This window comes from Povalibacter sp., from assembly GCF_036520495.1.
GTDB lineage: Bacteria > Pseudomonadota > Gammaproteobacteria > Steroidobacterales > Steroidobacteraceae > Steroidobacter.
In genome coordinates this window covers 34,114-58,687 of record NZ_DATDJO010000011.1, presented here as the reverse complement: position 1 = coordinate 58,687, position 24,574 = coordinate 34,114, and the positions used below count along the sequence as shown (strand labels likewise).

At 63.1% G+C, this 24,574-nt stretch carries 23 protein-coding genes and 1 tRNA gene; 2 read left to right on the top strand and 22 right to left on the bottom strand.

Going from position 1 to position 24,574, the window contains the following annotated elements; translation table 11 throughout:
* The first annotated feature begins 1 nt into the window (after position 1).
* Positions 2–1,429, top strand: coding sequence for a M20/M25/M40 family metallo-hydrolase (locus VIZ63_RS03405; protein ID WP_331608094.1), 1,428 nt, complete (start codon positions 2–4; stop codon positions 1,427–1,429).
* A 58-nt stretch (positions 1,430–1,487) separates the two neighbouring features.
* Here the strand turns inward: VIZ63_RS03405 and VIZ63_RS03400 are convergent, their stop codons facing one another.
* The 18 genes from VIZ63_RS03400 to ruvC all read right to left on the bottom strand — a co-directional run bounded on the left by VIZ63_RS03400 (position 1,488) and on the right by ruvC (position 17,756).
* Positions 1,488–2,072, bottom strand: a complete 585-nt coding sequence (locus VIZ63_RS03400; RefSeq protein ID WP_331608093.1) for an NERD domain-containing protein — start codon at positions 2,070–2,072, stop codon at positions 1,488–1,490.
* A gap of 3 nt (positions 2,073–2,075) precedes the next feature.
* Positions 2,076–3,377 carry a threonine synthase gene (gene thrC, locus VIZ63_RS03395; protein ID WP_331608092.1) on the bottom strand — a complete coding sequence of 434 codons (1,302 nt, stop codon included), beginning with the start codon at positions 3,375–3,377 and terminating at the stop codon, positions 2,076–2,078.
* Between the two features lie 16 nt (positions 3,378–3,393).
* Positions 3,394–4,323, bottom strand: a complete 930-nt coding sequence (locus tag VIZ63_RS03390) for a homoserine kinase (RefSeq protein WP_331608091.1) — start codon at positions 4,321–4,323, stop codon at positions 3,394–3,396.
* On the bottom strand, positions 4,323–6,800 hold the full coding sequence (gene thrA, locus VIZ63_RS03385) for a bifunctional aspartate kinase/homoserine dehydrogenase I (protein ID WP_331608090.1): 2,478 nt from the start codon (positions 6,798–6,800) through the stop codon (positions 4,323–4,325). Before thrA ends, VIZ63_RS03390 begins: the two co-directional genes overlap by 1 nt.
* A 194-nt stretch (positions 6,801–6,994) precedes the next feature.
* Positions 6,995–8,323, bottom strand: a complete 1,329-nt coding sequence (locus tag VIZ63_RS03380) for an AAA family ATPase (RefSeq protein ID WP_331608089.1) — start codon at positions 8,321–8,323, stop codon at positions 6,995–6,997.
* Between the two features lie 243 nt (positions 8,324–8,566).
* Positions 8,567–8,642: transfer RNA gene (locus tag VIZ63_RS03375), tRNA-Lys, on the bottom strand.
* Positions 8,643–8,789: 147 nt separating this feature from the next.
* A complete protein-coding gene (gene queC / locus VIZ63_RS03370; protein WP_331608088.1) occupies positions 8,790–9,476 on the bottom strand; it encodes a 7-cyano-7-deazaguanine synthase QueC in 687 nt (228 codons plus the stop codon).
* Positions 9,477–9,625: 149 nt separating this feature from the next.
* Positions 9,626–10,270: a 7-carboxy-7-deazaguanine synthase QueE gene (queE, locus tag VIZ63_RS03365; RefSeq protein ID WP_331608087.1), complete on the bottom strand. Its 645-nt coding sequence runs from the start codon at positions 10,268–10,270 to the stop codon at positions 9,626–9,628.
* 100 nt (positions 10,271–10,370) lie between these two features.
* Positions 10,371–11,129 carry a tol-pal system protein YbgF gene (gene ybgF / locus VIZ63_RS03360; RefSeq protein ID WP_331608086.1) on the bottom strand — a complete coding sequence of 253 codons (759 nt, stop codon included), beginning with the start codon at positions 11,127–11,129 and terminating at the stop codon, positions 10,371–10,373.
* Positions 11,126–11,647, bottom strand: a complete 522-nt coding sequence (gene pal, locus VIZ63_RS03355; protein ID WP_331608085.1) for a peptidoglycan-associated lipoprotein Pal — start codon at positions 11,645–11,647, stop codon at positions 11,126–11,128. The genes ybgF and pal overlap by 4 nt, the downstream gene beginning before the upstream one ends.
* Before the next feature lie 109 nt (positions 11,648–11,756).
* Complete coding sequence (gene tolB / locus VIZ63_RS03350) at positions 11,757–13,070, bottom strand: Tol-Pal system beta propeller repeat protein TolB (protein WP_331608084.1); 1,314 nt, start codon at positions 13,068–13,070, stop codon at positions 11,757–11,759.
* A gap of 16 nt (positions 13,071–13,086) precedes the next feature.
* On the bottom strand, positions 13,087–13,983 hold the full coding sequence (gene tolA, locus VIZ63_RS03345; RefSeq protein WP_331608083.1) for a cell envelope integrity protein TolA: 897 nt from the start codon (positions 13,981–13,983) through the stop codon (positions 13,087–13,089).
* A 10-nt stretch (positions 13,984–13,993) separates the two neighbouring features.
* Positions 13,994–14,449: a protein TolR gene (gene tolR, locus VIZ63_RS03340; protein WP_331608082.1), complete on the bottom strand. Its 456-nt coding sequence runs from the start codon at positions 14,447–14,449 to the stop codon at positions 13,994–13,996.
* Entirely contained in the window at positions 14,446–15,159 is a 714-nt protein-coding gene (tolQ, locus tag VIZ63_RS03335) for a protein TolQ (protein WP_349261111.1), read from the bottom strand. Before tolQ ends, tolR begins: the two co-directional genes overlap by 4 nt.
* On the bottom strand, positions 15,149–15,583 hold the full coding sequence (ybgC, locus tag VIZ63_RS03330; RefSeq protein ID WP_331608081.1) for a tol-pal system-associated acyl-CoA thioesterase: 435 nt from the start codon (positions 15,581–15,583) through the stop codon (positions 15,149–15,151). The genes tolQ and ybgC overlap by 11 nt, the downstream gene beginning before the upstream one ends.
* A 25-nt stretch (positions 15,584–15,608) precedes the next feature.
* A complete protein-coding gene (gene ruvB, locus VIZ63_RS03325) occupies positions 15,609–16,637 on the bottom strand; it encodes a Holliday junction branch migration DNA helicase RuvB (protein WP_349261114.1) in 1,029 nt (342 codons plus the stop codon).
* Between the two features lie 22 nt (positions 16,638–16,659).
* Positions 16,660–17,268 (bottom strand): Holliday junction branch migration protein RuvA, encoded by a 609-nt coding sequence (gene ruvA / locus VIZ63_RS03320; protein WP_331608078.1) that lies wholly within the window; start codon positions 17,266–17,268, stop codon positions 16,660–16,662.
* Positions 17,265–17,756, bottom strand: coding sequence for a crossover junction endodeoxyribonuclease RuvC (gene ruvC, locus VIZ63_RS03315; protein WP_349261113.1), 492 nt, complete (start codon positions 17,754–17,756; stop codon positions 17,265–17,267). The genes ruvA and ruvC overlap by 4 nt, the downstream gene beginning before the upstream one ends.
* A gap of 209 nt (positions 17,757–17,965) precedes the next feature.
* On the opposite strand from ruvC, the gene VIZ63_RS03310 reads away from it, so the two are divergent.
* Positions 17,966–20,098, top strand: coding sequence for a bifunctional (p)ppGpp synthetase/guanosine-3',5'-bis(diphosphate) 3'-pyrophosphohydrolase (locus VIZ63_RS03310; RefSeq protein WP_331608076.1), 2,133 nt, complete (start codon positions 17,966–17,968; stop codon positions 20,096–20,098).
* Positions 20,099–20,120: 22 nt separating this feature from the next.
* Here VIZ63_RS03310 and VIZ63_RS03305 read toward each other — a convergent pair whose 3' ends face one another.
* From VIZ63_RS03305 to odhB, 4 genes are all read right to left on the bottom strand, one after another.
* Positions 20,121–21,440 carry an APC family permease gene (locus VIZ63_RS03305; RefSeq protein WP_331608075.1) on the bottom strand — a complete coding sequence of 440 codons (1,320 nt, stop codon included), beginning with the start codon at positions 21,438–21,440 and terminating at the stop codon, positions 20,121–20,123.
* 70 nt (positions 21,441–21,510) lie between these two features.
* Positions 21,511–21,771, bottom strand: coding sequence for a hypothetical protein (locus VIZ63_RS03300; RefSeq protein WP_331608074.1), 261 nt, complete (start codon positions 21,769–21,771; stop codon positions 21,511–21,513).
* A 4-nt stretch (positions 21,772–21,775) separates the two neighbouring features.
* Positions 21,776–23,200 (bottom strand): dihydrolipoyl dehydrogenase, encoded by a 1,425-nt coding sequence (gene lpdA, locus VIZ63_RS03295; RefSeq protein WP_331608073.1) that lies wholly within the window; start codon positions 23,198–23,200, stop codon positions 21,776–21,778.
* 160 nt (positions 23,201–23,360) lie between these two features.
* On the bottom strand, positions 23,361–24,572 hold the full coding sequence (gene odhB / locus VIZ63_RS03290) for a 2-oxoglutarate dehydrogenase complex dihydrolipoyllysine-residue succinyltransferase (protein WP_331608072.1): 1,212 nt from the start codon (positions 24,570–24,572) through the stop codon (positions 23,361–23,363).
* Positions 24,573–24,574: the final 2 nt, after the last annotated feature.

The window sequence follows — 24,574 nt, the reverse complement described above, 5'->3', positions numbered from 1 at the left end:
CATGAACGCACAGCAGCTGAAGCAATTCGTCGACCGCGTGTGGGATGACTCCATCATTCCGACGCTCTGCGACTACATCCGCATCCCGAACAAGTCGGAGAATTTCGATCCACAGTGGGCCGAGCATGGCCACATGGACAAGGCGGCGGAACTGATGCGCAAGTGGTGCGAGGCGCATGCGCTGGCAGGCACCACGATCGAACTCATGCGCCTGCCCGGACGCACTCCCCTGCTGTACATCGAGGTTCCGGGCGACATCGATGACACCGTCCTGATGTATGGCCACCTGGACAAACAGCCCGAATTCACCGGCTGGCTGCCAGGACTCGATCCATGGACGCCGGTCATTCGCGACGGTCGCCTGTATGGCCGTGGCGGCGCTGACGACGGCTACGCCGTGTTTGGCTCGCTGCTGTCATTGCTGGCGCTGGCCGATCAGAACATCCCGTTCGCCCGCTGCATCATCCTGATCGAGGCCGGCGAGGAAAGCGGCAGCCCCGATCTGCCCGCCTATATCGATGCGCTGGCCGGGCGCATTGGCGAGCCTTCGCTGGTCGTGTGCCTGGATGCAGAGTGCAGCAACTACGATCAGTTCTGGTGTACGACGTCGTTGCGCGGCAATTTGATCGGCACGCTGCGAGTCGAAGTCCTGCGAGAAGGCGTGCATTCCGGCATGGCCAGCGGCATCGCCGCGTCGAGCTTCCGGATCGCGCGACAGCTATTGGCCCGCGTCGAAGACGCAGCGACCGGCGAGATCCTCGTCAGTGAGCTGCAGGGAAACATCCCCGCCGATCGCCTGCAACAAGCTGCCGCGGCCGCGAGCGCACTCGGTGATGCCGTGCATCGCAAACTGCCGTTCGTCGAAGGCATGAAGCCCATGTCCGATGATCCGGCCGAGCTGCTCTTGAACAGCACCTGGCGGCCGACGCTGTCGGTGACCGGGGTCGAAGGTATTCCGGCAGCGAGCAACGCGGGCAATGTCCTGCGACCCATGACGGCATTCGTCCTGTCATTCCGCTTGCCGCCTGGTGTCGATCCGGAGAAGGCAGCGATCGCGGTGAAACAGACGCTCGAAGCCGATCCGCCGTACGGGGCGCATGTCGCATTCGAGCTCGAATCGAGCATGGGCGGCTGGAACGCGCCCTCCACCGAACCCTGGCTCGCAGACGCGATTCAATCCGCGTCGAGGAATTTCTTCGGACGCGATGCGATGTACATGGGCACGGGCGGCAGCATTCCGTTCATGGGCATGCTGAGCGAAAAATTCCCGAAGACGCAGTTCCTGGTGACAGGCGTACTGGGCCCGCATTCGAACGCGCACGGACCGAATGAATTCCTGGATATCGAAACGGGCAAGCGGGTCACCGCCTGCGTGTCGCAGGTAGTGGCGGAGCATGGAAGGAGAGGAGCGCCAGGCTCTAGGCTCTAGCCGAAGAAGGGACGCTGCTCCGACCTAGCGCCTAGCTACTAGTACCTGGCAGCTTGTCTCACGCTGCCAGCGGATTGGGCTCGGCGTGCTTCTTCACGTTGTCCCAGACATCACCGAACGCGGCGGTGATGTTGCCGCGGACCTTGTCGACGACCGGGAAGTCGTTGGCGAGGTCGTCGATCCGCAGCACGTTACGCGGCTTGCCCTTGGGGAAGTTGCCACGCACCGTGAAGAGAACGCGGCCTTCGACCGGCACGTCGCCGATCAGCAGTTTCACCGCTGCCATGCGGTCGTACAGCGCGTGTTGCGGATTGGTGAAGGTGTAACGACGCTTCTTGCCGATGGCCGTCCACTCGAGCATCTGTTCGCCGCCGAAGACCGCTCCCGGCAGATCGAGCAGGTCGGCGACCAGTACGCCGCGCTGGGTCAACAGCACGTAGTTGAGGTGGATCTGACCGCCACTGCCGTTCGGCAGCAGGACGTTCTTCAGCATCTCGTAGCCGACACTGGCGATCGTCGCGTCGATGGAGCGACGCAGCCGATAGGCCTGAATCCTGAGGAAAACCCAGACGGCGAATGCGATCAGCAGGATCGCGCCGGCAATTGGCCACGCCCAGGGAGGAATTTGCGTCGGCAGTGGCATGTATCAGCTCTGCAGGTCCGCCCGCAGCGCGTCGAGCGTGGGCTCCAGTTCCTTTTCCTGACGCGGCAACGACAACAATCGCTCCAGGCTGGACGGGATTTCCACCGTCCGGCCAATCTGCGGCTCGACGATATCGTTGAACTTGGCGGGATGCGCCGTCGACACCACGACCCAGTCGCCGCGTGTTCCACGGGCCAGCAGCCGGCGGAATACCTTGGCCGCCGTGGCCGTGTGCGGACACCAGACCTGCCCAAGCTCGTGGGCATCGCGACGGATCGTGGCACGGATCTCGATGTCGTCGACGCTCGACGCACCGATCTGGCCCTGCAGCTCCTCGAAATCGGGGTGCAGGGCCCGCAGACGTTCCATGTTGCTCGGGTTGCCGACGTCCATCGCCGACGCGAGGGTGGCGACGCTCGCACGTGGTTCCCATTCGCCGGTGCGCAGGTACTCGGTGACTGTCGGGTTGGCGTTGGTCGACAGCACGATCTCGCCGATCGGCAGGCCGCAATGACGCGCCCAGATGCCGGCGAGTGAATTACCGAGGTTGCCAGCCGGGATGATGAAATTGGCACGGCGCCCGTTGCGACGCCACAGCTCCAGGCCGGCGTAGGCGTAATAAACCATCTGCGGCAGCAGGCGCCCGACGTTGATGCTGTTCGCGGAGGACAGCTGATGTGTCTCGGCAAGCGCTCGATCGAGGAAAGCTTCCTTCACCATGCGCTGGCAGTCGTCGAAGGTCCCATGGACCGCGAACGTACGCACGTTGCCACCCCAGCAGGCGAGCTGCTGCGCCTGACGCTGCGAAACCAGTCCCTTCGGATAGAGAATGACCACATCGACCCACGGACGATTGTGGAAAGCGGCCGCCACTGCTCCGCCCGTGTCGCCGGAAGTGGCGACCAGGATCGTCAGCTTGCGCTTGGCATTGCGACGAATGCGTTCGAGACACTCCGCGAGGAAGCGCGCGCCGAAATCCTTGAACGCGGCGGTGGGTCCGTGAAAAAGCTCCAGCACCCACAGCGGCGCCGGCGCTTCCGGCACTTCAACCAGCGGCGCCGGAAAATCGAAGGCCGCGCGACAGATATCGGCGAGTTCCTCGGTGAGGAGCGCATCGCCTGCGGCGAACGGCGCAATCAGGTGCTGAGCGATCGCAACGAGATCCGCTTCGCCATCGAACTGACGCGGGACGAAGTGCGGAAAGCTCTCCGGAACGAACAGCCCGCCATCGGGCGCGATGCCCTGTGCGATAGCCTCACCGAGCAACACCCGGTGTTGCGGGTTGCGGGTACTGATGTAGTGCATCTGGTCGGAAATGTCGTTAATCAATTACACGAGCGCCGGTCGGATCGAGAGTCGAGATCCAGGCATCGGAATCGAGTTTGTGGGCAGCGAAGGCGGCGACCATCGCATCGCGGATCGCGACTGCGTCAGGCTCGTCGCACCATGCGAACACTGTCGGACCGGCACCCGAGATCGAACAACCCAGCGCGCCGTTGGCGATCGCCGCGTCCTTCACCGCCTGGAAGCCGGGGATCAGCAGCTTGCGCTGCGGTTCGATGATGACGTCCTCGAGCGACTCGCGGATCAGGCGCAGATCGCCGGTGAAACAGCCGGTGAGGAATCCCGCCAGGTTCGCCGACTGCCAGATCACGTCGGACAGGTCGATGGAGCGATTGAGGATTTCCCGCGCGGCCTTGGTGGCCAGCACCATGTGCGGGTGCACGAGCACGCAACGCACCGACGGCGGCACGGGAATCTGCTTCACGTTCGGGTTGTCGATGCCGACCGTCAGCACCAGACCACCGAAGAGCGATGGCGCGATGTTGTCGACGTGCACTGCCCCGCTCGCAACTGCTTCGCCCTTCATCGCGAACTTCAGCAGCTCGAGCTTGCTCAGCGACGTCGGCAGCAAGGCATTTGCAGCAACGACGCCAGCAACCGCGGAAGCGGCCGAACCGCCCAGACCCGAGCCGATGGGAATGCCCTTTTCGATGGTCAGTTCGATACCGAAATCGAGCTGCAGATCGCGAACCATGCTGAGCACGGCCATGCCGGCGGTGTTCTTCTCCGGCTCGAGCGGCAGATCGGTGACGAGTCCGCCGATGGAGGCGATACGCACGCCCGGTTCGGCGATGCGGCGCGCCAGGACCTTGTCGCCGATCGTCTGAAAACTGTGCCCGAGCACATCGAAGCCAACGGCGACGTTGCCGACGCTGGCAGGCGCAAAAGCAGTAGCAGAAGTTCGCATCAGAGTTTCGCGCCCAGGTATGCACAAACACGCAGCAGGTCACCGAAGATGCCGCCGGCAGTGACTTCAGGCCCTGCGCCGGGCCCCTGCACCACCAGTGGATTCTCGTTGTAGCGCCGCGTGAGGAAGCGTACGACGTTGTCGGTCAGATTGATGTTGGCGAAGGTGTGCGAGCGTTCGAGCTCGACCAGCCCGACCGACGCCTTGCCGGTCGCCGCATCGAGCGACCCGACGTATCGCAGCACACGGTTGCGGCTTCGCGCTGCTGCCAGCTTCTGCGCCATCGGCACATCGAACTCCGGCAGCCGCTCGAGGAACTCCTCCGGGCCGCACGCGGTCAGCGCCGGCGGCACCAGGCTTTCGAGCTGCACGTCGCCGAGTTCCAGGTTGAGTCCCATCTCGCGACCGAGAATGATCAATTTGCGTGCGAAGTCGATACCCGACAGATCGTCGCGGGGATCGGGTTCGGTATAGCCCTTGGACTTTGCCGTACGCACGACCGAGGAGAACGGTTCGGAACCGTCCCAGACATTGAACAGGTAGGCGAGCGTTCCCGAGAGAATGCCCTCGATCCGGTAGATCTCATCGCCCGTGTCGCGCAGATCGCGCAGCGTCTGAATGATCGGCAGGCCTGCGCCGACGGTAGCTTCGTACAGGAAGTGCGACCCGCCCTGCTTCCTGGCGTCCCGCAGTTGCGCATAGAGACCCAGATCGCCGCTGTTGGCCTTCTTGTTCGGCGTCACGATGTGAATGCCGGCAGCGAGCCATTCCGGATAGCGCGCCGCAATCACGGCGCTCGCGGAACAATCGATGATGACCGCGTGCGGCAGATGATCCGCGTGAATGTGATCCGCGAACCGCGTGAGGTCGGCAGGCTCGCCCGTGGCGCTGACTGCATCGCGCCAGTGGTTCAGCGGCACCTCGATATTGGCGAGGTGCATGCGTTGCGACGACATGATGCCGCGCACCCGCAAGTCGAGTTTGAGATCGCGCGACAGACGTTCGATCTGCGAGGCCATCTGGTCGAGCAACACGCCGCCGACGAGCCCCGGCCCGATGAGGCCGATCGATATCGTGTGCTGCGACAGGTAGAAACTGGAATGCACCGCTCGCAATGCGCGCGAGGAATGCTTGCCGTCGATCACGACCGAGATATTGCGCTCCGAAGCGCCCTGCGCAATGGCCCGAACGCTCACGGCAGCGCTGCCGAGCGCGCCGAAGACTTTGGCGGCTACGCCGTGCGAACCGGCCATGCCATCGCCGACCACCGCGAGAATGCTGCAGCCCGTATCCACTTCCACGCTCTGGATCTGGCCCTGACGCAGCTCACTCTCGAAAGCTTCGCGAACGACCGCCTCGGCACGAACCGCTTCGTGCTCGGGAATCGCGAAACAGATCGAGTGCTCCGAACTGCCCTGGGAAATCAGGATGACGGACATGCCATGGTCACGCAGCGCGCCGAAGAGGCGGTGCGCCGTACCCGGCACACCGATCATGCCCGCACCTTCGAGGTTGACGAGCGCGCAGCGGTCGATCGAGGCAATGCCCTTGACGGCAAGTTCAGACGTGGGATTCGCGCAGATCAGCGAGCCCGGCTTTTCCGGCGCGAAGGTATTGCGGATCCAGATGGGAATGCCCTTTGTCACTGCAGGGGCCATGGTCTGCGGATGAATGACCTTGGCGCCGAAGTACGCGAGTTCCATCGCTTCGTTGTACGACAGCGAATCGATGACTTTGGCGTCCGGAACCAGGCGCGGATCCGCGCTCAGAACGCCATCGACGTCCGTCCAGATGATGATCTCGCCGGCATCGAGCAGCGCACCGAAGATCGACCCCGAAAAGTCGCTGCCGTTGCGACCCAGCGTCGTCTGCAGGCCCTTGGCATCGCGCGCAATGAATCCCGTGATGATGAGCGTGACCGCGGGATCGGCCGGCACGATGCGGTCAATGTTTTGCTGCGACACATCCCAGCGAACCGCGGGTCCGAGCGAACCCCATTCGACGGAAACGACATCGCGCGCGTCGACCCATTCCACCCTGCCCGGCCGCTTGCCGCGAGCACGCAGGTAGGCGGAGAAGAGTCGCGTCGACCAGATCTCGCCGTAACCGGAGATGAGGTCGCGGATCATCTGCGAGGCGGCGCGGATGAGCTGTACGGTGTGGAGGATGCCGGCGATGTCGCGGCAATCCTGTTCGAGCGTAGCGAGAAACTGCGTGCGAGGTTCGCCGGTCAGCAGTGTGTCGGCGATCACCTGATGCCGCTTGCGGATCTCTTCGATACGACGGTCGACGCCGTCGTCCTGGCGTTCCGCGGCGGCGACCACATTCAACAGCGCATCGGTGATCCCCCGGCAGGCCGAGAGAACCACACCGAGACGCGGATTGGGGTCCTCCTCGAGGATCCTGGCCACGCGCTCCATGCATATCGCATCGGCGACACTCGAGCCGCCGAATTTATGAACTCGCCACCGATCCACAGCTTGCCAGTCTCTTTGTTTGCCCCGCCGGTCCCCATCCGCCGCTTGCGACCGCCGCGCAGCAATCCGACCCGTGCATCGCGATCTACACAGGAAACGGGCTGAACATGCCGGAAGTGCGGGCGTTGGGAGGGCGACACTCTACTGGCAGCCCCCGCGGGCGGCAAGCGTAAGCGGCTGAATCGGGAAACGAATCAGCGCCCGGCTGACGGCGTCTGCGTGTCTGTATGACCGAAGGCAATGATGGTTCCATTGCCTTCGTCTTCGCCCGCGGCCGACGGGAATCCGGGGCGCGCAAAGCAGATCGTTTCGGCCGGATCCAGCTGCACGGACGGCACCGCCAGCGGATTCACGTACTGCATTCTGGCCGGACCGACCTGGATCAGATCGCCGTCCTTGAGGATGCGGCGCAGAACGCGGCGTGAGTTGAACAGGAGCCCGTTGGTGCTGCCCAGATCGAGCAGCAGATCCTGCCCGTCATGTCGCACGACGAGCGCGTGATAGCGGCTGACGAAGACGGAGTCGATGCGGGCATCGGCCTCTTCGCCTCGGCCGATCAGCACGCGATCGTGATCGAGAAGGACTTCCCGATCGGGCATTCCCTGCATGGAAAGCACCAGTTTTCCGCACGCCTCGGGTACATCCGTGCGACGGTGTGCCTGGATCGCAGCCGGGTTGCGATTGATTCGCGCCTGCCACCCGAGCGCGTCGATCGCTCGATCCAGCGCTGCGGACGTGACGATTTCGGCATCCTCTTCGGCCGCGCAGGCCAATGCCCGTGCGCACAGCCGATTGATCTGCGCAGGTACGCCAGCGGTGCAGGCATACACACGCGGCATGAGGGTGTGCGGTATGAGTGCGTCCGGGTCGGAGCTGCCCGCGGCGCGCAGCCGATGGGCAACGTAGGCTGCTGTCTGATCCTCTGACAGCGTCTCGAGAGCGAAGCGCATGGCCCCGCCCGCCAGCAGACCGACCATGCGGGGAGATTCCACTACCCGATCGATCGGCGGCTCGCCGAGCAGCAACACTTTCAGCACCCGGCGGCCGTCGGCTTCGAGCGAGGTCAGAAGACGCAGCTCCTCCAGTACGGACGGATGCATCTGCTGCGGATTCTCGACGACCAGCATGCAGACCCGGCACATCGCCGCCTGGTGATGCAGGAAACGTTCGAGCAGACGCCGCCGATCGGTCTTGTCGCTGTCTTCCAGCGCAATGCCGAACTGACGCAGCACATCGAGCAGAAAATCGCGCGCCGACAGATTCTCTAGCGTGATCGAGGCAACGACAAAGCGGTCATCGAGCTTTTGCAGAAAGCGGGCAATCAATGTGCTCTTGCCAAAGCCGCGTCCCGCGGTCAGCACGCCCAGGCGCGCACGCGACCAGAGAACCTGGGCCATGAAATCCAGTGCGCTGACGTGCTGGTCGCTGGGGAAGAATGCGTTGCCGACATCGTCGGCAAACGGCTCGGTCACAAGGCCGAAATGCAAGTTGGCGAGATCAGTCGTGGGCGGAGCTTGCGTCATGGGCTAAGACGATGACCTGATCAGGTACGAAGAATGAATTCCAATGCCACTCTGCCCCGTTGCGGTGTAGCAACCTATGCGAAACCAGTGAATTACCCTGAACTAGTTTCAATAACTGTTTGAATTTACGGCAATTCGAACCAATGAGTTCTCTGCCATTTCCGGCCAGTCATTGGACAATAGTCGCTGCCTGTGAGCAGCACAAGACTGCAAAGAGCGACAGGGATGGCCTGAAGCGAAGGATGGTGGGTTGGGAGGGATTCGAACCCTCGACCAGCGGATTAAAAGTCCGATGCTCTACCGACTGAGCTACCAACCCGTGAGGACAAAGGGCTGCTGGGTACTGGGCTCTGAGCTCGCCAGAGACAAGAGTGAGAGTTCGCCTCCTCTTGCCAGCAACCCAACAGTCCAGAACCCAGCAGCCCCATTTGCGGGGCGCGCATGATACCGAAACCGAATGACGAGTTCACCGAAAGTAGCGAGTGGGATCGGCCAATGACGCTGACGCAAATCCCTCACGACGCAATCGGCATGCATCGCAGGCGCCGCATGCACGTCCTGCATCGTCCGCCTGGTAACAGGACACGGTCTGCGCGAAGTCCACTCCAAGCTCTGTACCGCGTCGAATGATCTGCGCCTTCGACAGGTCGATCAGCGGTGCAAACACCCTGAAAGTCGCGGTTCCCTCTACGCCGCTGCGCGTCGCAAGATTGGCGACGCGTTCAAATGCCGCCACGAATTCGGGACGACAATCGGGATAGCCCGAGTAGTCGACGGCATTGACGCCGATGCAGATACAGTCGGCGCCGAGCACCTCGGCCCATCCCAATGCGAGAGACAGCATGACGGTATTGCGCGCCGGAACGTAGGTAACCGGAATTCCGCTTTGCGGCGTCTCGGGCACCGCGATGCTCGCATCGGTAAGTGCTGAGCCGCCGATGCCGCCGAGATCCACGCGGATGACCCGGTGCTCGATCGCACCCAGCGACTTTGCGACGCGCTGAGCCGCCAGGAGTTCGGCGCGATGACGCTGCCCGTAGTCGACGCTCAATGCATAGCACTCGAATCCTTGCGAGCGGGCAATCGCCAGCGTCGTCGCAGAATCGAGTCCGCCGGAAACCAGTACTACGGCGCGTTGGGATTGGGATGTCATGAGGAAAAGAGGAATTTCATACGCAGATCAAGACACAAAGCCTGGAAGAACTCCACGGGGGACACGGGGAAAAGAACTCTTTCTGTTTCCGAACCCTGTGTTCCCTGCGTCCCCGTGGAGATCCTTGTTCATCCGGCGATCTTCGGAGCTCATCGTCCGGGTGTGTCGCCCCAGAGATATTTATGGAGCTGCACCTGCAGCCGCACCGGCAGCCGTTCATCCAGGATCCACTGCGCCAGATCACGGGGCTCGACTTGCTGGTGACTCGGGCTGAACAGCACCGTGCAACGTTCGTTCAGGGACTGCTTCTTCACCAGATCACGCGACCACTCGAAATCCTCGCGGCCGCAGATCACGAACTTGACCTGCTCGCCGGTGCGCATCCGATCGAGATTGTCGTAGCGATTGCGCTCCACCTCTCCGCTGGCGGGAGTCTTCATGTCGACTACCCGCACAACGCGCGCATCGACGTCACTGATATCCATCGCGCCGCTGGTTTCCAGCGAGACCTGATAACCGGCATCGCACAGCCGCCGCAGCAACTCTACGCAGGACTTCTGCGCGAGCGGCTCGCCGCCAGTCACACAGACGTGCCGTACGCCAAAGCCGGCGACTTTTTCGAGGATCTGCTCGAGCGAGTGCCACTCGCCGCCATGAAAGGCATACGCCGTGTCGCAGTACCCGCACCGCAGCGGGCAGCCGGTCAGCCTGACGAACACCGTGGGCCAGCCGACGCTGTCGGCTTCACCCTGGATCGACAGGAATATTTCAGTGAGTTTGAGACGAGGAGACATGTGGCGTGGCACCAGTAACGACGGTCACGAAGGGTGACGGGTCCGGAACGGAATATTCCGGCTCGTCACTCACGCCTTGCGCGTGACCTTCGTGAATATTCTATCGGCCTTCGCTCTGCATCTTCGCGAGGCGCTCGCGCGCCAGCCGACCGGCGGTCGTATCCGAATACTGCTTGACGACCTGGTCCAGGGCGGCCCGTGCCTCTCCCCAGTTCTTCAGCTCGTAGTTGCAGTAGCCGATCTTGAGCAGTGCATCTGGAAGCTTGCGCGAGTCCGGGTATTTCTCGATGACGGTGCGAAACGCCCGCAGCGCGTCCTGATACTGCTTCGTGACGTAATGCGACTCGCCGAGCCAGTACTGCGCATTATCCAGCAGCTGGCTGTTCGGGAAAGTCACGAGGAACTGCTTGAATGCGGCAGCGGCCTCGGGATACTTGCCATCCTTCAGCAGATCGAACGCTGCCTGGTAGTTGGCGCGGTCGTCACCCTGGGGAATCGGCAGGCCGCCGACCTGGGCGCCCGCCGCCAGCACACCGGCAGACGCTCCGCCCTCCACCATCGCCAGCCGCTTGTCGAGATCGCCATACAGCTCGCGCTGCTGGTCCTGCGACTTGGTGGCCGCGTGCTGCAACTCTTCGAGCTGGCCGCGCAATACACGAACTTCGTTCTGCGACGCTTCGATCCGCTGGGACAGATCGAGCAGGCTCTGGTTGGCCAGCACCCGCTCGATACGCAGCAGCCGGCCATCCATCTCACTCAGCTTCTGCACCACCGGATCTGCTTCGGGGGGTGTGCTGGCACACCCCCCGAGCATTGCCGCCGCCACGATCAGCAGCGGAAATTGCGAATGCCGTTTCATCGAGTGGGCGCCAGTTCGACCCGGCGGTTCTTCGAGTATGCCGACTCATCGCTGCCCTGCACCGCCGGCCGCTCTTCGCCGTAGCTCACGGTCGTGAGCTGCGTCTCGTTGACTCCCTGCAGCAGCAGGGCGCGACGTACTGACTGGGCACGGCGCTCGCCGAGACCGATGTTGTATTCGCGCGAGCCGCGCTCATCGGAATGGCCTTCGAGCCGCAGCTTGCGGGCCGGATTGCCAGCCAGGAACTGCGCATGGGCAGTCACGATCGGCACGTATTCGGACTTGATATCGGCGCGGTCGTAATCGAAGTAGATCACCGTGCCGGTGCGCTGCAGGGCTTCGATCGCCTGCTGATCCGCACTCAGAGCTGAACCCGAAACGTCGTTGCCGGACGTGCCGCTGGTCGATGCGCCATCGCTGGTGGACGGACCCGCGTCCGGAATCGTCTCCGGCTTCTTGGGGCAGCCGCTCAGCACCAACGCGCTCATCAGAACCAGAACCAACTGCACTGCTCGCATTCCATTCTCCTGGCGGGATCGGGTCCCGGGTCAGTATTTGATCAAGGGTGAAAATTTGCCCGAAATTCTGCCACAAGCCCGCCAGCGTGCCCACGCTGACCGCTCGAAGTTACGGCTTTTTGTCAGGAAACGGACCCCAGACCGGCTCGCGCACATCGCCGCTGCTCGCAGCCAGGGTCTGCTGCACCCGACCGTCCACCGACACGGTCGCGAGCACACCCCGGCCCTTGTCCTGAGTCGCGTAGATCAGGGTTGCACCGTTGGGGGCGAAGCTGGGGCTCTCGTCCTGCCGTCCCTGTGACAGCACCCGCACCGATTTGGTTGCAACATCGACCACCGCAATCCGGTAGTTGCCGCGATCCAGGTACACGACCGCCATCTGCTTGCCATCGGGCGAGATGCGCGGCCGGGCGTTGTAGCTGCCTTCGAACGTAACACGGGTGGCGCGATTGGGCTGCGCCGGATCGACTTCGTAGATCTGCGGACCGCCGGAGCGGTCGGAATTGAAGTACAGCTTGCGCCCGTCATTGGACCACTGCGGCTCGGTGTCGATGCCGGGATCGAATGTCATGCGAGTCAGCACCTGGCTGGCCAGGTCGAGCGTGTACACGTCGACATCGCCATCCTTGCGCGACAAGGTCAGCGCCAGCGTGCGGCCATCGGGAGACCACGCAGGCGCACCATTGATGCCGGCGCGAGCGGACACCCGGCGGCGTTCGCCCGTCGCGAGCGTCTGCACATAGATCGCCGAAGCCTTGCTCTCGAACGACACGTAGGCAAGGCTCAGGCCGTCAGGGGACCAGGCCGGTGACATCAGCGGCTCGGTCGAATTGGCGATGATCTGCGGATTCTCACCGTCGGCATCTGCAACGATCAGCTTGTAACGCTGCTGCGGCGGCGTGCCTTCGGCGCTGATGAACGCGATGCGCGTCGAGAAGGCACCGCGAATTCCGGTGAGCTGTTCGAAGATGATGTCGGCGATGCGATGCGACATCGCACGCATGCCCTTGGCATTCGAGCTCAGGCGCTGGCCGGTGAGGCGCTGGCCGGTCAGTACGTTGTACAGCTCGAATTGCGCCGTATAGCGGTCGGTACCTTCCGGCGTGACTTTTCCCACAGCGATGAAATCGCTCTTGAGATAGCGCCAGTCCTGGAAACGGATCTGATCGCCCGCGGTCGGGCGATCGATCATGTCCTTGCGATCGAGCGGCGCAAAGCGACCGCTGCGCTGCAGATCCGCAGCCACGACCCCAGCGACATCGAACGGCGCTGCGCCGGACGATTCCCAACCGAACGGCACGATGGCGATCGGGACGGCGTTTTCCTGTCCGCGAGTGATCTCCACGACCAGTTGCGCGTGCGCGCACAGGCCGGTCATCGCCAGCACCGCGCCCAAGATCAGTCGCCGGGCAAATTGCATCATCCGTTTCTCCTCGCCATCAGTCGGATGGCTTGAACATCAATATCAGGTTGCGCTGAAACAGACGCCGGTCTGGCGGCAGCGGCAGCGGCGAAGCACGCATCACCGCGGCTTCGATGGATTGCTTCACAGCCGCATCGCCGTTGCAGCGGCCCACCTGCGCCGAGAGCACGACGCCGTTCGGGGACTGCGCCACCCGGATTTCACATTCCAGTCCGGCGCGAGCCGAAGGCGGGCGATTCCAGTTGCGCTCGATCTGCTCCTGGATGAGTGCCGCATACTGGTTGTTCAGACCAGCACTCTCGGCCTGCCTCAAGCCTTCTTCCTCCGCCAGCTGGCGTCGCAGCTCTTCTTCGCGCGCATTCTGCACGCGTGCGTCCTCCGCAGCCTTGCGACGTTGCGCCTCCTCCTTCTGCTTGCGCTCGATCTCGGCGACGCGCTGGCGTTCGGCTTCGGCTTTTTTCTGACGCTCGGCCTCGGCCTTCTTCTGCTGTTCGACCTCGGCCTGGCGTTTGCGCTCGGCATCCTGCCGCTCGATCATCATCTGCTGCTCGGTCGCGCGCTTCTGCTCCTCTTCCTGCCGCCGCTGCGATTCCGCCTGACGTTCCTGCTCGGCCTGCCGTTCGGATTCCAGCCTGGCCGTTTCGCGCTGCTCTTCCAGTTGCTTCTGCTCGATGGCCGCCTTCTCACGCTCCTGCTGAACCCGCTGCCGTTCGCGTTCACGCTCGCGTTCCTGACGGCGGCTCGCGGCACCAATCTGCGAGGCATCGACGACGACCGCTTGAATCGCCAGTTGCGGCGGCGGTGCATCGCGCGACATCTGGACCATGGTCAACGCGAACAGACCAGCGAACAGCAGATGCAGCAGCGCCGCTCCCAGCAGGTATTTCCAGTTGATCTTGATGAAATCGACCATGGGCTTGGGATCAGCTCGGCTTCTTCTGCGCCCGCCGCGCCTCCGCCGGATCGGTGATGAACCCTACCTTCTCTGCGCCCGCCTGCTGCAGCAGCACCATGCCCTCGACGACGCGTCCATAGGGAACGCCCCTGTCGGCCTTGATGAGCACGGCCGTCTTCGGTTCCCGACGCAGCACTGCTGCAACACGATCCACCACCGTGTCGTCCCCGATCGCCGCTTCCTCGTTCTCGCCGATGTTCAGATAGAAGCTGCCGGCCTTGTCGACACCCAGGATGAGCGGCGGATGTTCGGTCATGTCCTGCGTCAGCGGTTCGGTGGCTGCTTTGGGCAGATCGACCTTGATTCCCTGGGTCAGCAACGGTGCGGTGATCATGAAAATGATGAGCAGGACCAGCATCACGTCGATGTAGGGAACGACGTTCATCTCCGCCATCAATCGTTTGCCGCGGCGTCCCGATGTCATGCGTGCGCCTCCGCTCCGGCGGCAACGCTCGGGCGTGGCACAGCGGCGTGGCGCTGCAGGATCGAGGAAAGCTCTTCCACGAAGGTGTCGTACCGCGTCTCGATACGTGTCACCTGGTCGGCATAACGGTTGTAGGCGATGACGGCTGGAATGGCGGCAAACAGACCCATCGCAGTGGCAATCAAGGCTTCCGTGATACCGGGCGCCACCATTGCCAGCGTCGCCTGTTGCACGTTACCGAGGCCATGGAACGCGCCCATGATGCCCCATACGGTACCGAACAGACCGACGTACGGGCTGGTCGAGCCGATGGTTGCCAGCATCGCCAGGCCCATTTCCAACCGATCGCTTTCCTTGAGCAGCGCCACCTTCATGCCGCGGCGTGCGCCTTCGATCAGCTGCGCACCGGCAACTCCACCCTGCTGGCGCAGACGCGAGAATTCGCGAAAGCCGGACTCGAAGATGCCTTCCATGCCCTTGGTCACGCGGCGGCTCTGATCGATGGCCTTGAACATCGCCGACAGATCGCCACCGGACCAGAACGCTTCCTCGAAGCGATCCGCCTCGGCGCGTGCGCGACGCAGCTCGGCCCGCTTGCGCAGCATGATCGACCAGGACACCACGGAAGCCAGCAGCAGCAATGCCATTACGAGCTGCACGACCAGACTGGCATGCAACACGAGCTGCAGCGGCGACATATCACTGGGCATCAGAATCTCCCGACACTTTCATTTGCTTGATCAGCACGTCCGGCAGTGCGCACGGACGCATTCTTGCGGAATCGAGACAGGCCACGCGTACCGAACCGCTGACCAGCAGCTCGCGATCCGCATCGCCGTCGGCCCGGCTCACTTCCTGCCTGAATGTCAGGCTGGTTCGCGTGCACTTTTCGATCTCGCAGGAGACCTGCAGCAGATCGGCGTACCGCGCCGGGCGCAGGAAGCGCGACTGCACATCGACGACCACGAACATCAATCCATGCTCTCGTTGCAGCGGCCCCTGCTCGATACCGAGCGCCCGCAACCATTCGGTCCGTGCGCGCTCCATGAACTTCAGGTAGTTCGCGTAATAGACGATGCCACCGGCATCGGTATCTTCCCAATACACGCGCAGCGGCCAGGAAAAGGAATTCACGAACACGCGTCAGACGCCCCACTGTTCAAAAAAGATCTCCAGTCGTCCCACCGCGCTCCGGCACTTTCAAGCCGAAGTGCAGATATGCGTTGCGGGTAGCCACCCGACCGCGAGCCGTCCGCATGACGAATCCCTGCTGAATCAGGAAGGGCTCGATCACATCCTCGATGGTGCCGCGCTCTTCACCGAGCGCCGCCGCGAGACTCTCCACGCCCACCGGACCCCCGTCGAACTTTTCGATGATGGTCAGCAGCAGCTTGCGATCCATGACGTCGAAGCCCAGCGGATCGACATCGAGCATGTTCAGTGCGGCCTCCGCCACGTCGTCGGTCACCCGGCCATCCGCCCTGACCTCCGCATAGTCGCGAACCCGCCGTAACAACCGATTCGCGATACGCGGGGTTCCGCGCGAGCGCTGGGCAATGCGCATCGCGCCGCCGGCATCGGCCTCGACACCGACGATCGATGCGGAGCGTTCCACGATCCGCTGCAGCTCCGCCACATCGTAGAACTCCAGGCGCTGCACGATGCCGAAGCGGTCGCGCAATGGCGACGTCAGCAGACCGGCCCGCGTCGTGGCGCCTATCAGCGTGAACGGCTGCAGATCGAGCTTGATGGAGCGCGCGCCGGGACCTTCGCCGATCATGATGTCGAGCTGGAAGTCCTCCATGGCGGGATAGAGGATTTCCTCGACCACCGGGCTCAGACGGTGAATCTCATCGACGAACAGCACGTCGTTGGGCTGCAGATTGGTCAGCAATGCGGCGAGATCACCGGGCCGTTCGATCACCGGCCCCGAGGTCTGTTTCAGGTTGACCTGCAATTCGTTGGCGATGATGTTGGCCAGCGTCGTCTTGCCGAGTCCCGGCGGTCCGAAGATCAATACGTGATCCAGCGCCTCGCGTCGCTTGCGCGCCGCCTGGATGAAGATTTCCATCTGCGTCTTGACGCTGGTCTGACCCACGTAGTCCGCCAGGCGTTTCGGACGCACGGCCCGATCCAGGGCGTCTTCCTCGCCCTGAACAGTCGCCGCTACGATTCGATCCGGATCCATCATGGCCATGCGGCTCTCTACGTTATCTGGCAGCGGCAGCCTGTAGCGCACCGCGGATCAGCTCTTCAGTCGTTTTCGCCGCGGGATCCACCGACTTGAGCAACCGTGTCACTTCGGCGGGCTTGTAGCCCAGCGCCACCAAGGCACTGAACGCTTCAGACTGAGCCCCGGCGTCGGAGTTCACCGCTCCGCCCTCTGCCACCGGCAATACGGCATCGAGACCGGTCAGATTCTTGATCCGGTCCTTCATCTCGATCAGCAGCCGCTCGGCGGTCTTGCGGCCGACGCCTGGAATCTTCACCAGCATGTCGGCGTCCTGCGCTTCGATGCAGGTCAGAAAGCCATCGACGCTCATTCCCGACAGCAATGACAATGCCAGCTTCGGACCGACGTTCGACACCTTGATCAGCTCACGGAACAACCGGCGTTCGCGTTCGCTGCCGAAGCCGAACAGCACGTGGGCGTCTTCACGCACGACCAGATGAGTGAACAGGCTGACATCGGCGCCGGTCGGCGGCAGGACGTAGAAGGTCGACATCGGCGCCTCCACCTCATAGCCGACACCACCGACGTCGACCAGCAGTTGCGGCGGATGTTTCGCAGCGAGCCGGCCCCGCAGAAACCCGATCATCGAGACTGACTCAACAGGCTATGCACCTTGCGCGAATGCGCGTGACACAGCGCGATCGCCAGCGCGTCGGCGGCGTCTGCACCCAGCGGGCCGGCAATGTTGAGCAACCGCTTCACCATCAACTGAACTTGATCCTTCTGTGCGCTACCTGTGCCGACGACTGCGAGTTTGACCGCCCGCGGCGCGTATTCGAAGACCCGCGGCCGGGAGGAGAACGTCGCGCTCAGCGCGGCTCCCCTGGCCTGCCCCAGTTTCAACGCACTGTCGGGATTGCGATGCATGAACACGCCTTCGATCGCGACTTCGTCGGGCCGGAATTCCTGCGTCAGCCGTTCCACGCCAATGAAGATTTCCTGCAGTCGTTCCGTGAAGGAGGATCCCTCAGCCCGGATCGTGCCGCTGACCACGTAGGCCACGCGCCCTGCGTTCGATTCGACCACGGCGTAGCCGGTGCGCAGAGAGCCGGGATCGAGACCGAGAATACGCACCTGTGCCGGCAGAACCCGCTCTTGCGTGCTCCTGCCTGCTGCTCGCGCGGGACGCGGGACTGCCACGCGACCATTGACATCGGGCTCGGCAATACCCAGTTCGGCAAGACTTCGCGGGCGCCTGAGTCTGCGCAAAGATTTCTCCGCTCCCTACCTGCGTTTTTGAAGCCGCTATGATACGGCAAAAGCCCGAGTCCCTGACGATTGCAATGCAACCCTCCGGCCCGACACCGTCATCCGCACCCAGCACGTCGTTGCAACGCGACGTGCTGGAATATCTGCAGAGCATCGCGGTTACGGATGCGGGCAGAGAGGCGAGCCGGCGATCGCAGGAAATCGTCGAGGTCGTCGGCGGTTTGACTGACGATGAGGACATTCGCAAGGGCGCGGCCTTGCTGCCCTTGCTCGAAGCCGGGCTCATCAAGGAAGACGGCGCGCTGTCCGTCTTCGGCGAAACGGCGACGCGTATTGCGGCGGAACTGATGCGTGTCGGCTCGCTGGGCTTCGGCGGGCAATCCGGCGCCGCGCTCTCTGCGGCGCAGGCCGAAGCCCTGCGCAAGATGCTGCTCGCCATCGTCACGGATCCACGACTGGTGCTGATCAAGCTGGCGGCGCAGCTCACCTTGCTTCGCAGTAGCAAGGATGCGCCGGCGCCGGAACGTGAGCGCATTGCACACGAGACGCGCGATATTTATGCACCGCTGGCCAACCGGCTCGGCGTCTGGCAGATCAAGTGGGAGCTCGAAGACCTGAGCTTCCGTTATCTGGAGCCCGACAACTACAAACTCGTCGCCAGCTGGCTGGCGGCAAAGCGGGTCGATCGCGAGCGCTACATCGACGAGGTCATCGAGCAGCTCAACACCGAACTCGCACGCGCGGGTATCGAACACGATGTCGCCGGGCGACCGAAACACATCTACAGCATCTGGCGCAAGATGCAGCGCAAGGGCCTGTCGTTCGATCAGCTCTACGACATTCGCGCCATCCGCGTCCTGGTGGATTCGATCGCGGATTGCTATGCCACGCTTGGCATCGTCCACAGCCTGTGGCCCTACATTCCAGGCGAGTTCGACGACTACATCGCCACGCCGAAGGACAATCTGTATCGCTCGTTGCACACGGCCGTGATCGGTCCGGGCAAGCTACCCGTGGAAATCCAGATCCGCACGCGGGAAATGCACGAGCACGCCGAACTCGGCGTGGCGGCGCACTGGCGCTACAAGGAAGGTGGCAAGCGCAATCCGGCCTACGAGCAGAAGATCGTGTGGCTGCGGCAGATCCTCGAACCCGCCGACCGCGACACACAGGAATCGAGTGACGACTTCCTCGACCGTGTGCGCTCGGAGGTATTCGAGGATCGCGTCTACGCACTTTCGCCACGCGGCGAAGTCATAGAATTGCCGCGCGGTGCGACACCACTCGACTTCGCCTACCACGTGCACACCAACCTGGGTCACCGGTGCCGCGGCGCGAAGGTGAATGGCCGCATGGTGCCGCTGACGCAGCAGCTCGCGAACGGCGATCAGGTGGAGATCATCACCGCCAGGCAGCCCAATCCCAGTCGCGATTGGCTCGTACCGTCGCTTGGCTACCTGGTTTCACAGCGCAACCGCAGCAAGGTACGTTCGTGGTTCCGCAAGCTCGACGAAGAACAGAATCGACAGCAGGGACGACAGATCCTCGAGCGCGAGATGCAGCGCCTCGCGATCCACAGCGTCTCGCTCGACCAGCTGTTGAAGGAATTGCGCTTCGACACGCCCGAACTGCTGTACCTGGCCATTGGCGAAGGCGACGTCACTGCGGCACAAATCGCCGGCGCGACGCTGCGTCTGGTGCGTCCCCAGGAACTGCCCTCACCGGTATCGCGCCGACCCGCCGTTGCGACCAAGTCGCCGCAAGGCATCACCATCGAAGGCGTCGGCGATCTGCTGTCGCACTTCCCGCGCTGCTGCAGTCCGGTACCGCCGGAAGCCATTGCCGGTTACATCACGCTGGGACGCGGGGTCAGCATCCATCGTCAGGATTGCGCCGCGCTGAAACGATTGGAGCAGGAGCACCCCGAACGGCTGATCGCCGTCGAATGGGGCACGGGCAGCGATCGCGCCTTCCCGGTCGAGGTGAACGTGCGCGCCTTCGACCGCCGCGGACTGGTGCGCGACATCACCGGCGTACTGGCCGATTCGAAGATCAATATTCACGGGATGAACACGCTGACCAACGATGCAGACGGCATCGCCGACATCAACCTGCGCATCACTGTGCAGGATCTGGAAGAACTGTCGCGGGTGTTGAATCGCGTACAGGGACTGCCGAACGTACTGAGCGTGCGGCGCAAGACCTGATCCGCTCTCTCGCTGCAGCCAGCTAGCGATGCCGCCAGGCGCGCAGTCCGTACAGCGCGACAATGATCGTAAGAGCGATCAGCAAGGCGTATAGCTGCGTACTGTCACGGGCTGTCTCGAAGAACAACCAGGCAACCGCCAGGCAAGCAAGGATCGGCACCGTCGGACCGCCGGGAATGACGAACGGCTCGCCAGCAGTACGGACGTCGCGCCGCCGCAGGATCAAGGTCGCGATCGCACAGAGGAAGTACAGCGAGAGCGCCGCCAGATTGGCAAAGATGGTCAGCCATTCGAACGTGCCGGACAGAGCGATCAGCGCGACCATCACGCCGTAGATGGCAATGGCCGTGTTGGGCGTCCTGACCTTGGGATCGACGCGGGTCAGCACCTTCGGCAGGAATCCATCCCGGCTCATTGCGAACAGGCCGCGCGGCTCCGACAACACGTTGGCAGTCAGGTAACCGAACATCGACACTACCGCGGCAGCGATCATGATGCTGCGTGCCGTCGGTCCCAGTGCGACTCCTGCAGCCTCTGCAAGCGGCGTGCGACCGGTGTTCGCCAGGTCGAGCCCCATGATTCCCAGCGCCACATATTGAATGGCGATGTACAGAACCGTTGCAGCCCCCAGCGCCAGCAGGATCGCCCGGGGAACCGTCGATGCCGAACTCTTCACTTCGCCACTGGGAATCGTCGCGCCCTCGATGCCCGAGAACGCGAAAATCATGATGCCCGCGGCACCGAGCACCGTGCTGGTATCGGGAACACTGGTCCAACTCAGGTTCGACGGCTCGACGAAGAACGCGCCGATGACGACGAACAGGAGCAATGGCAGCAGCTTCAGCAGCGTGATGCCCTCCAGGACTCGCGCGCTGTTGCGCACACCACGCATGTTGATCGCGACCAACGACGCGACGACGGCGATGATGAGCACCTTCGATACCCACACAGGTGGGCTCGCGTTGAACAGCGCGAGCAGCGACCGTACGAAACCCGTGAAAATGGCGGAAGCCGCAAACAGACCGGTGGTAAAGACCAGGCATCCGGCGACGAACCCGAAGAACGGGCCCATGGCCGTTTCAACGTAGGCGTAAGAGCCGCCGGTGGCGGATACCCGGCTGCCGGCTTCCGCGTAACACAGGACGACGAGCCCGATCACGACGGCGCAGGCGATATATGCCAGCGGTGCAGCAGTACCCAGGGTCAGAACAGCCGTGGCCGGCAGGAGAAAGATGCCGCTGCCCACGGTGTAGTTGAAAATATTCGCCGCGAGCTGGCGTACGCCAAGCTCGCGCGACAAGAGGGCATCCGGATTGGCAGTGCCAGGGATTCCGCTCGTCATGCGACGCACCGTCCTCTTGTTTTCGAGACTGCGGCGACGTTAGCACGCCGCATCGACGGCACGCGAACCCTCAGTCCGTTTCGGGCGGCTTCGTGCTCATGGCGAGCGCAGCGAGTTCCTCGTCGCTGACGGGGCTGGCCTGCAACACATCGCGGGCGCGCTGCACATCGCCCGGCGCCACTTCGACATGGAATGCCAGGCCCAATCCGGGAACCGGCACGTTGGATCGCAGCCGTGCCGGTATGGATTCGGATTGCAGCTGCCCGAGCAGGATGCGGGCTGACGCTTCGTCAGTCCGCTCCGCCACCGATTGGTAGACCTGCCCGGTCATGCGGTCAGCGATTCGGAAAATCGATCGCGATCTTGTCCACGGCCAATGCAGCTTCGTGGACCGCTTCCGACAAGGACGGATGCGCATGGATCGTGCGCTGCAGGTCCTCGGTGCTTGCCGAGTATTCCATCGCCAGCACCGCCTCGGCGATCAGTTCGCCCGCCATCGGGCCGATGATGTGGATGCCGAGAATTTCATCGTCATCCATGGCCGACACGATCTTGACGAATCCGGCGATCGACTCCATGGCGCGGGCACGACCGGCGGCCGCAAACGGGAAGGATCCGACCTTGTAGGCGCGACCGCTCTTCTTCACGTCTTCTTCGGTCTGACCCACCCAGGCGATTTCCGGCGCGGTGTAGATCACGGACGGGATGACCTTGTAGTTCACCTCGCCGTACTTGCCTGCAATCAGATCGGCGACGACAACGCCCTCTTCCTTGCCCTTGTGCGCCAGCATCGGGCCGCGCACGAGATCGCCTACTGCCCAGACATTGGCTGCGCCAGTACGGCACTCGTGATCGACTTTGACGAAGCCGCGCTCATCGATTTCGACGCCGGTGCCTTCCGCCAGCAGGTTTTTCGTGAAGGGACGGCGGCCGATCGCAACGATGACCTTGTCGACTTCCAGGGTCTGCTCGCCCTTCGCATCCGAGTACTTCAGGTCCACGCCGCTCTTGGTCTTGTCGGCGCCGCTGACCTTCGCACCGAGGCGGATATCCAATCCCTGCTTCTTGAACTGCTTGAGTGCTTCCTTCGAAACCGCACCGTCAGTCATTGGCAGGAACGCATCGAGCGCTTCCAGCACGACGACTTCGGCACCCAGGCGCTTCCACACGCTGCCGAGTTCGAGTCCGATCACGCCGGCGCCGATGACACCGATGCGCTTCGGCACCGCGGTCAGTTCGAGCGCACCCCAGGAATCGATCACCTGCTCGCCGTCGAACGGCAGGCTCTTCAGTTCGGTCGGAATCGAACCGGCAGCCAGCACCACGTGCTTGGCCGTCAGTTCCTGCGTCTTGCCGTCTTTATCCGTGAATTCGACCTTGTTGCCGGGCAGCAGCTTGCCATGCCCCTGCAATCCGGTAACGCCGGCCGCCTTGAACAGCGAGTTGATGCCGATCGTGGACTGCTTGACGATCGTGGCGCGACGCTTCTGCATCTGCGCGAGATCGACTTCGACGCTGCCGACCTTGATGCCGTGTACGGCGAATTCGTGCTGCGCCCGATGCACCAGCTCCGACGACTCCAGCAGCGCCTTCGAGGGAATGCAGCCCGCGTTGAGGCACGTGCCGCCGAAGGCGTAGCTGCCATCCTTGTTCTGCCACTCGTCGATACAGGCGACTTTGAGCTTGTTCTGAGCAGCCCGGATCGCGGCCGGATACCCGGCGGGACCGCCGCCGATGACGATGACATCGTACTGGGACATGAGAAAACTCCAGAAAGGCAACTAGGCTCTAGGCGCTAGGCCCTAGGCGCAGGAAAGAACGTACGAGCAGTCTGTTGTAGGCAGGTTCACCGAATTCAAGATGATCCCGCATCCGGCGGTCGGCCCTAGTGCCTGGCACCCAGGGCCTGGCGCCTTCTTGTTACAGCTGCAGCAGCAGACGCGCCGGGTCTTCCAGCGCTTCCTTGATCGCGACCAGGAACTGCACCGAATCCTTGCCGTCGACGATGCGGTGATCATAGGTCAGCGCCAGGTACATCATCGGGCGGATCTTGATCTCGCCGTTGACGGCCATGGGCCGCTCCTGGACCTTGTGCATTCCGAGGATGGCAACCTGCGGCGTGTTGAGGATCGGCGTCGACATGAGCGAACCGAAGACGCCGCCATTGGTGATGGTGAACGTGCCGCCGGTCAGTTCTTCCAGCGTGATCGACCCTTCGCGAGCCTTGGTCGCGTAGCCGCTGACGCCCTTCTCGATCTCCGCGTAGCTCATCGATTCCGCGTTACGCAGCACGGGCACCATCAGGCCGCGCTCGGTGGAGACCGCGACACCGATGTCGTAGTACTCGTGATAGATGATGTCGTTGCCATCGATGGAGGCATTCACGGCCGGGAAGCGGCGCAATGCTTCGATCGCGGCCTTGATGAAGAACGACGAGAAGCCCAGCTTGACGCCGTGCGTCTTCTCGAACTTGTCCTTGTAGCGCGCCCGCAGCGCATTCACTTCGGTGAGATCGACCTCGTTGAAGGTCGTGAGCATCGCCGCTGTCGACTGCGCCTGCAGCAGACGCTCCGCAATGCGCGCACGCAGGCGGGTCATCGGTACGCGCTGTTCGCCACGCGAACCGCTCGCTGCCGGCAACTGCACAGCCGGTGCTGCTTTCGCAGAAGCTGCCGCCGGCGCGGACTTGGCGCCCGCCATATGCTGAATCACATCGCCCTTGCTGACCCGACCGTCGCGGCCGCTGCCGGGGATCTGCGATGCATCGAGCTTGTTCTCTTCGACCATGCGCTTTGCGGACGGCGCGAGCTTGCCACCTGCAGCAGCAGCTGCCTTCTGGGCAGGCGCTTCGGCCTTGGCTTCAGCGGGTGCTGCCGTCACGGCTACTACGCCCTCGGCGGTTTCCAGAATCGCCAGCACCTGCCCGGCGGTCACCGTGGTGCCGCTTTCGATCCTGATTTCCTTGAGCACGCCCGCGGACGGCGCTGGTACTTCCAGCACGACCTTGTCGGTTTCGAGATCCACCAGGTTCTCATCGCGGCCGACGGCGTCGCCCGGCTTCTTGTGCCAAGTCATCAGCGTCGCGTCAGAGACCGACTCGGGTAGTTGCGGGACTTTTACTTCGATACTCATTG

Bases quoted from the DNA above. Each gene is read 5' to 3' on its own strand.
- queC (WP_331608088.1), bottom strand. From the start codon at position 9,476: ATGACATCCCAATCCCAACGCGCCGTAGTACTGGTTTCCGGCGGACTC.
- pal (WP_331608085.1), bottom strand. From the start codon at position 11,647: ATGCGAGCAGTGCAGTTGGTTCTGGTTCTGATGAGCGCGTTGGTGCTG.
- ruvB (WP_349261114.1), bottom strand. From the start codon at position 16,637: ATGGATCCGGATCGAATCGTAGCGGCGACTGTTCAGGGCGAGGAAGAC.
- VIZ63_RS03305 (WP_331608075.1), bottom strand. From the start codon at position 21,440: ATGACGAGCGGAATCCCTGGCACTGCCAATCCGGATGCCCTCTTGTCG.
- VIZ63_RS03310 (WP_331608076.1), top strand. From the start codon at position 17,966: ATGCAACCCTCCGGCCCGACACCGTCATCCGCACCCAGCACGTCGTTG.
- lpdA (WP_331608073.1), bottom strand. From the start codon at position 23,200: ATGTCCCAGTACGATGTCATCGTCATCGGCGGCGGTCCCGCCGGGTAT.
- tolQ (WP_349261111.1), bottom strand. From the start codon at position 15,159: ATGCCCAGTGATATGTCGCCGCTGCAGCTCGTGTTGCATGCCAGTCTG.
- ybgF (WP_331608086.1), bottom strand. From the start codon at position 11,129: ATGAAACGGCATTCGCAATTTCCGCTGCTGATCGTGGCGGCGGCAATG.
- tolB (WP_331608084.1), bottom strand. From the start codon at position 13,070: ATGATGCAATTTGCCCGGCGACTGATCTTGGGCGCGGTGCTGGCGATG.
- VIZ63_RS03380 (WP_331608089.1), bottom strand. From the start codon at position 8,323: ATGACGCAAGCTCCGCCCACGACTGATCTCGCCAACTTGCATTTCGGC.
- VIZ63_RS03400 (WP_331608093.1), bottom strand. From the start codon at position 2,072: ATGCCACTGCCGACGCAAATTCCTCCCTGGGCGTGGCCAATTGCCGGC.
- tolR (WP_331608082.1), bottom strand. From the start codon at position 14,449: ATGACATCGGGACGCCGCGGCAAACGATTGATGGCGGAGATGAACGTC.
- VIZ63_RS03405 (WP_331608094.1), top strand. From the start codon at position 2: ATGAACGCACAGCAGCTGAAGCAATTCGTCGACCGCGTGTGGGATGAC.
- ruvA (WP_331608078.1), bottom strand. From the start codon at position 17,268: ATGATCGGGTTTCTGCGGGGCCGGCTCGCTGCGAAACATCCGCCGCAA.
- thrC (WP_331608092.1), bottom strand. From the start codon at position 3,377: ATGCACTACATCAGTACCCGCAACCCGCAACACCGGGTGTTGCTCGGT.
- VIZ63_RS03390 (WP_331608091.1), bottom strand. From the start codon at position 4,323: ATGCGAACTTCTGCTACTGCTTTTGCGCCTGCCAGCGTCGGCAACGTC.
- VIZ63_RS03300 (WP_331608074.1), bottom strand. From the start codon at position 21,771: ATGACCGGGCAGGTCTACCAATCGGTGGCGGAGCGGACTGACGAAGCG.
- tolA (WP_331608083.1), bottom strand. From the start codon at position 13,983: ATGGTCGATTTCATCAAGATCAACTGGAAATACCTGCTGGGAGCGGCG.
- queE (WP_331608087.1), bottom strand. From the start codon at position 10,270: ATGTCTCCTCGTCTCAAACTCACTGAAATATTCCTGTCGATCCAGGGT.
- odhB (WP_331608072.1), bottom strand. From the start codon at position 24,572: ATGAGTATCGAAGTAAAAGTCCCGCAACTACCCGAGTCGGTCTCTGAC.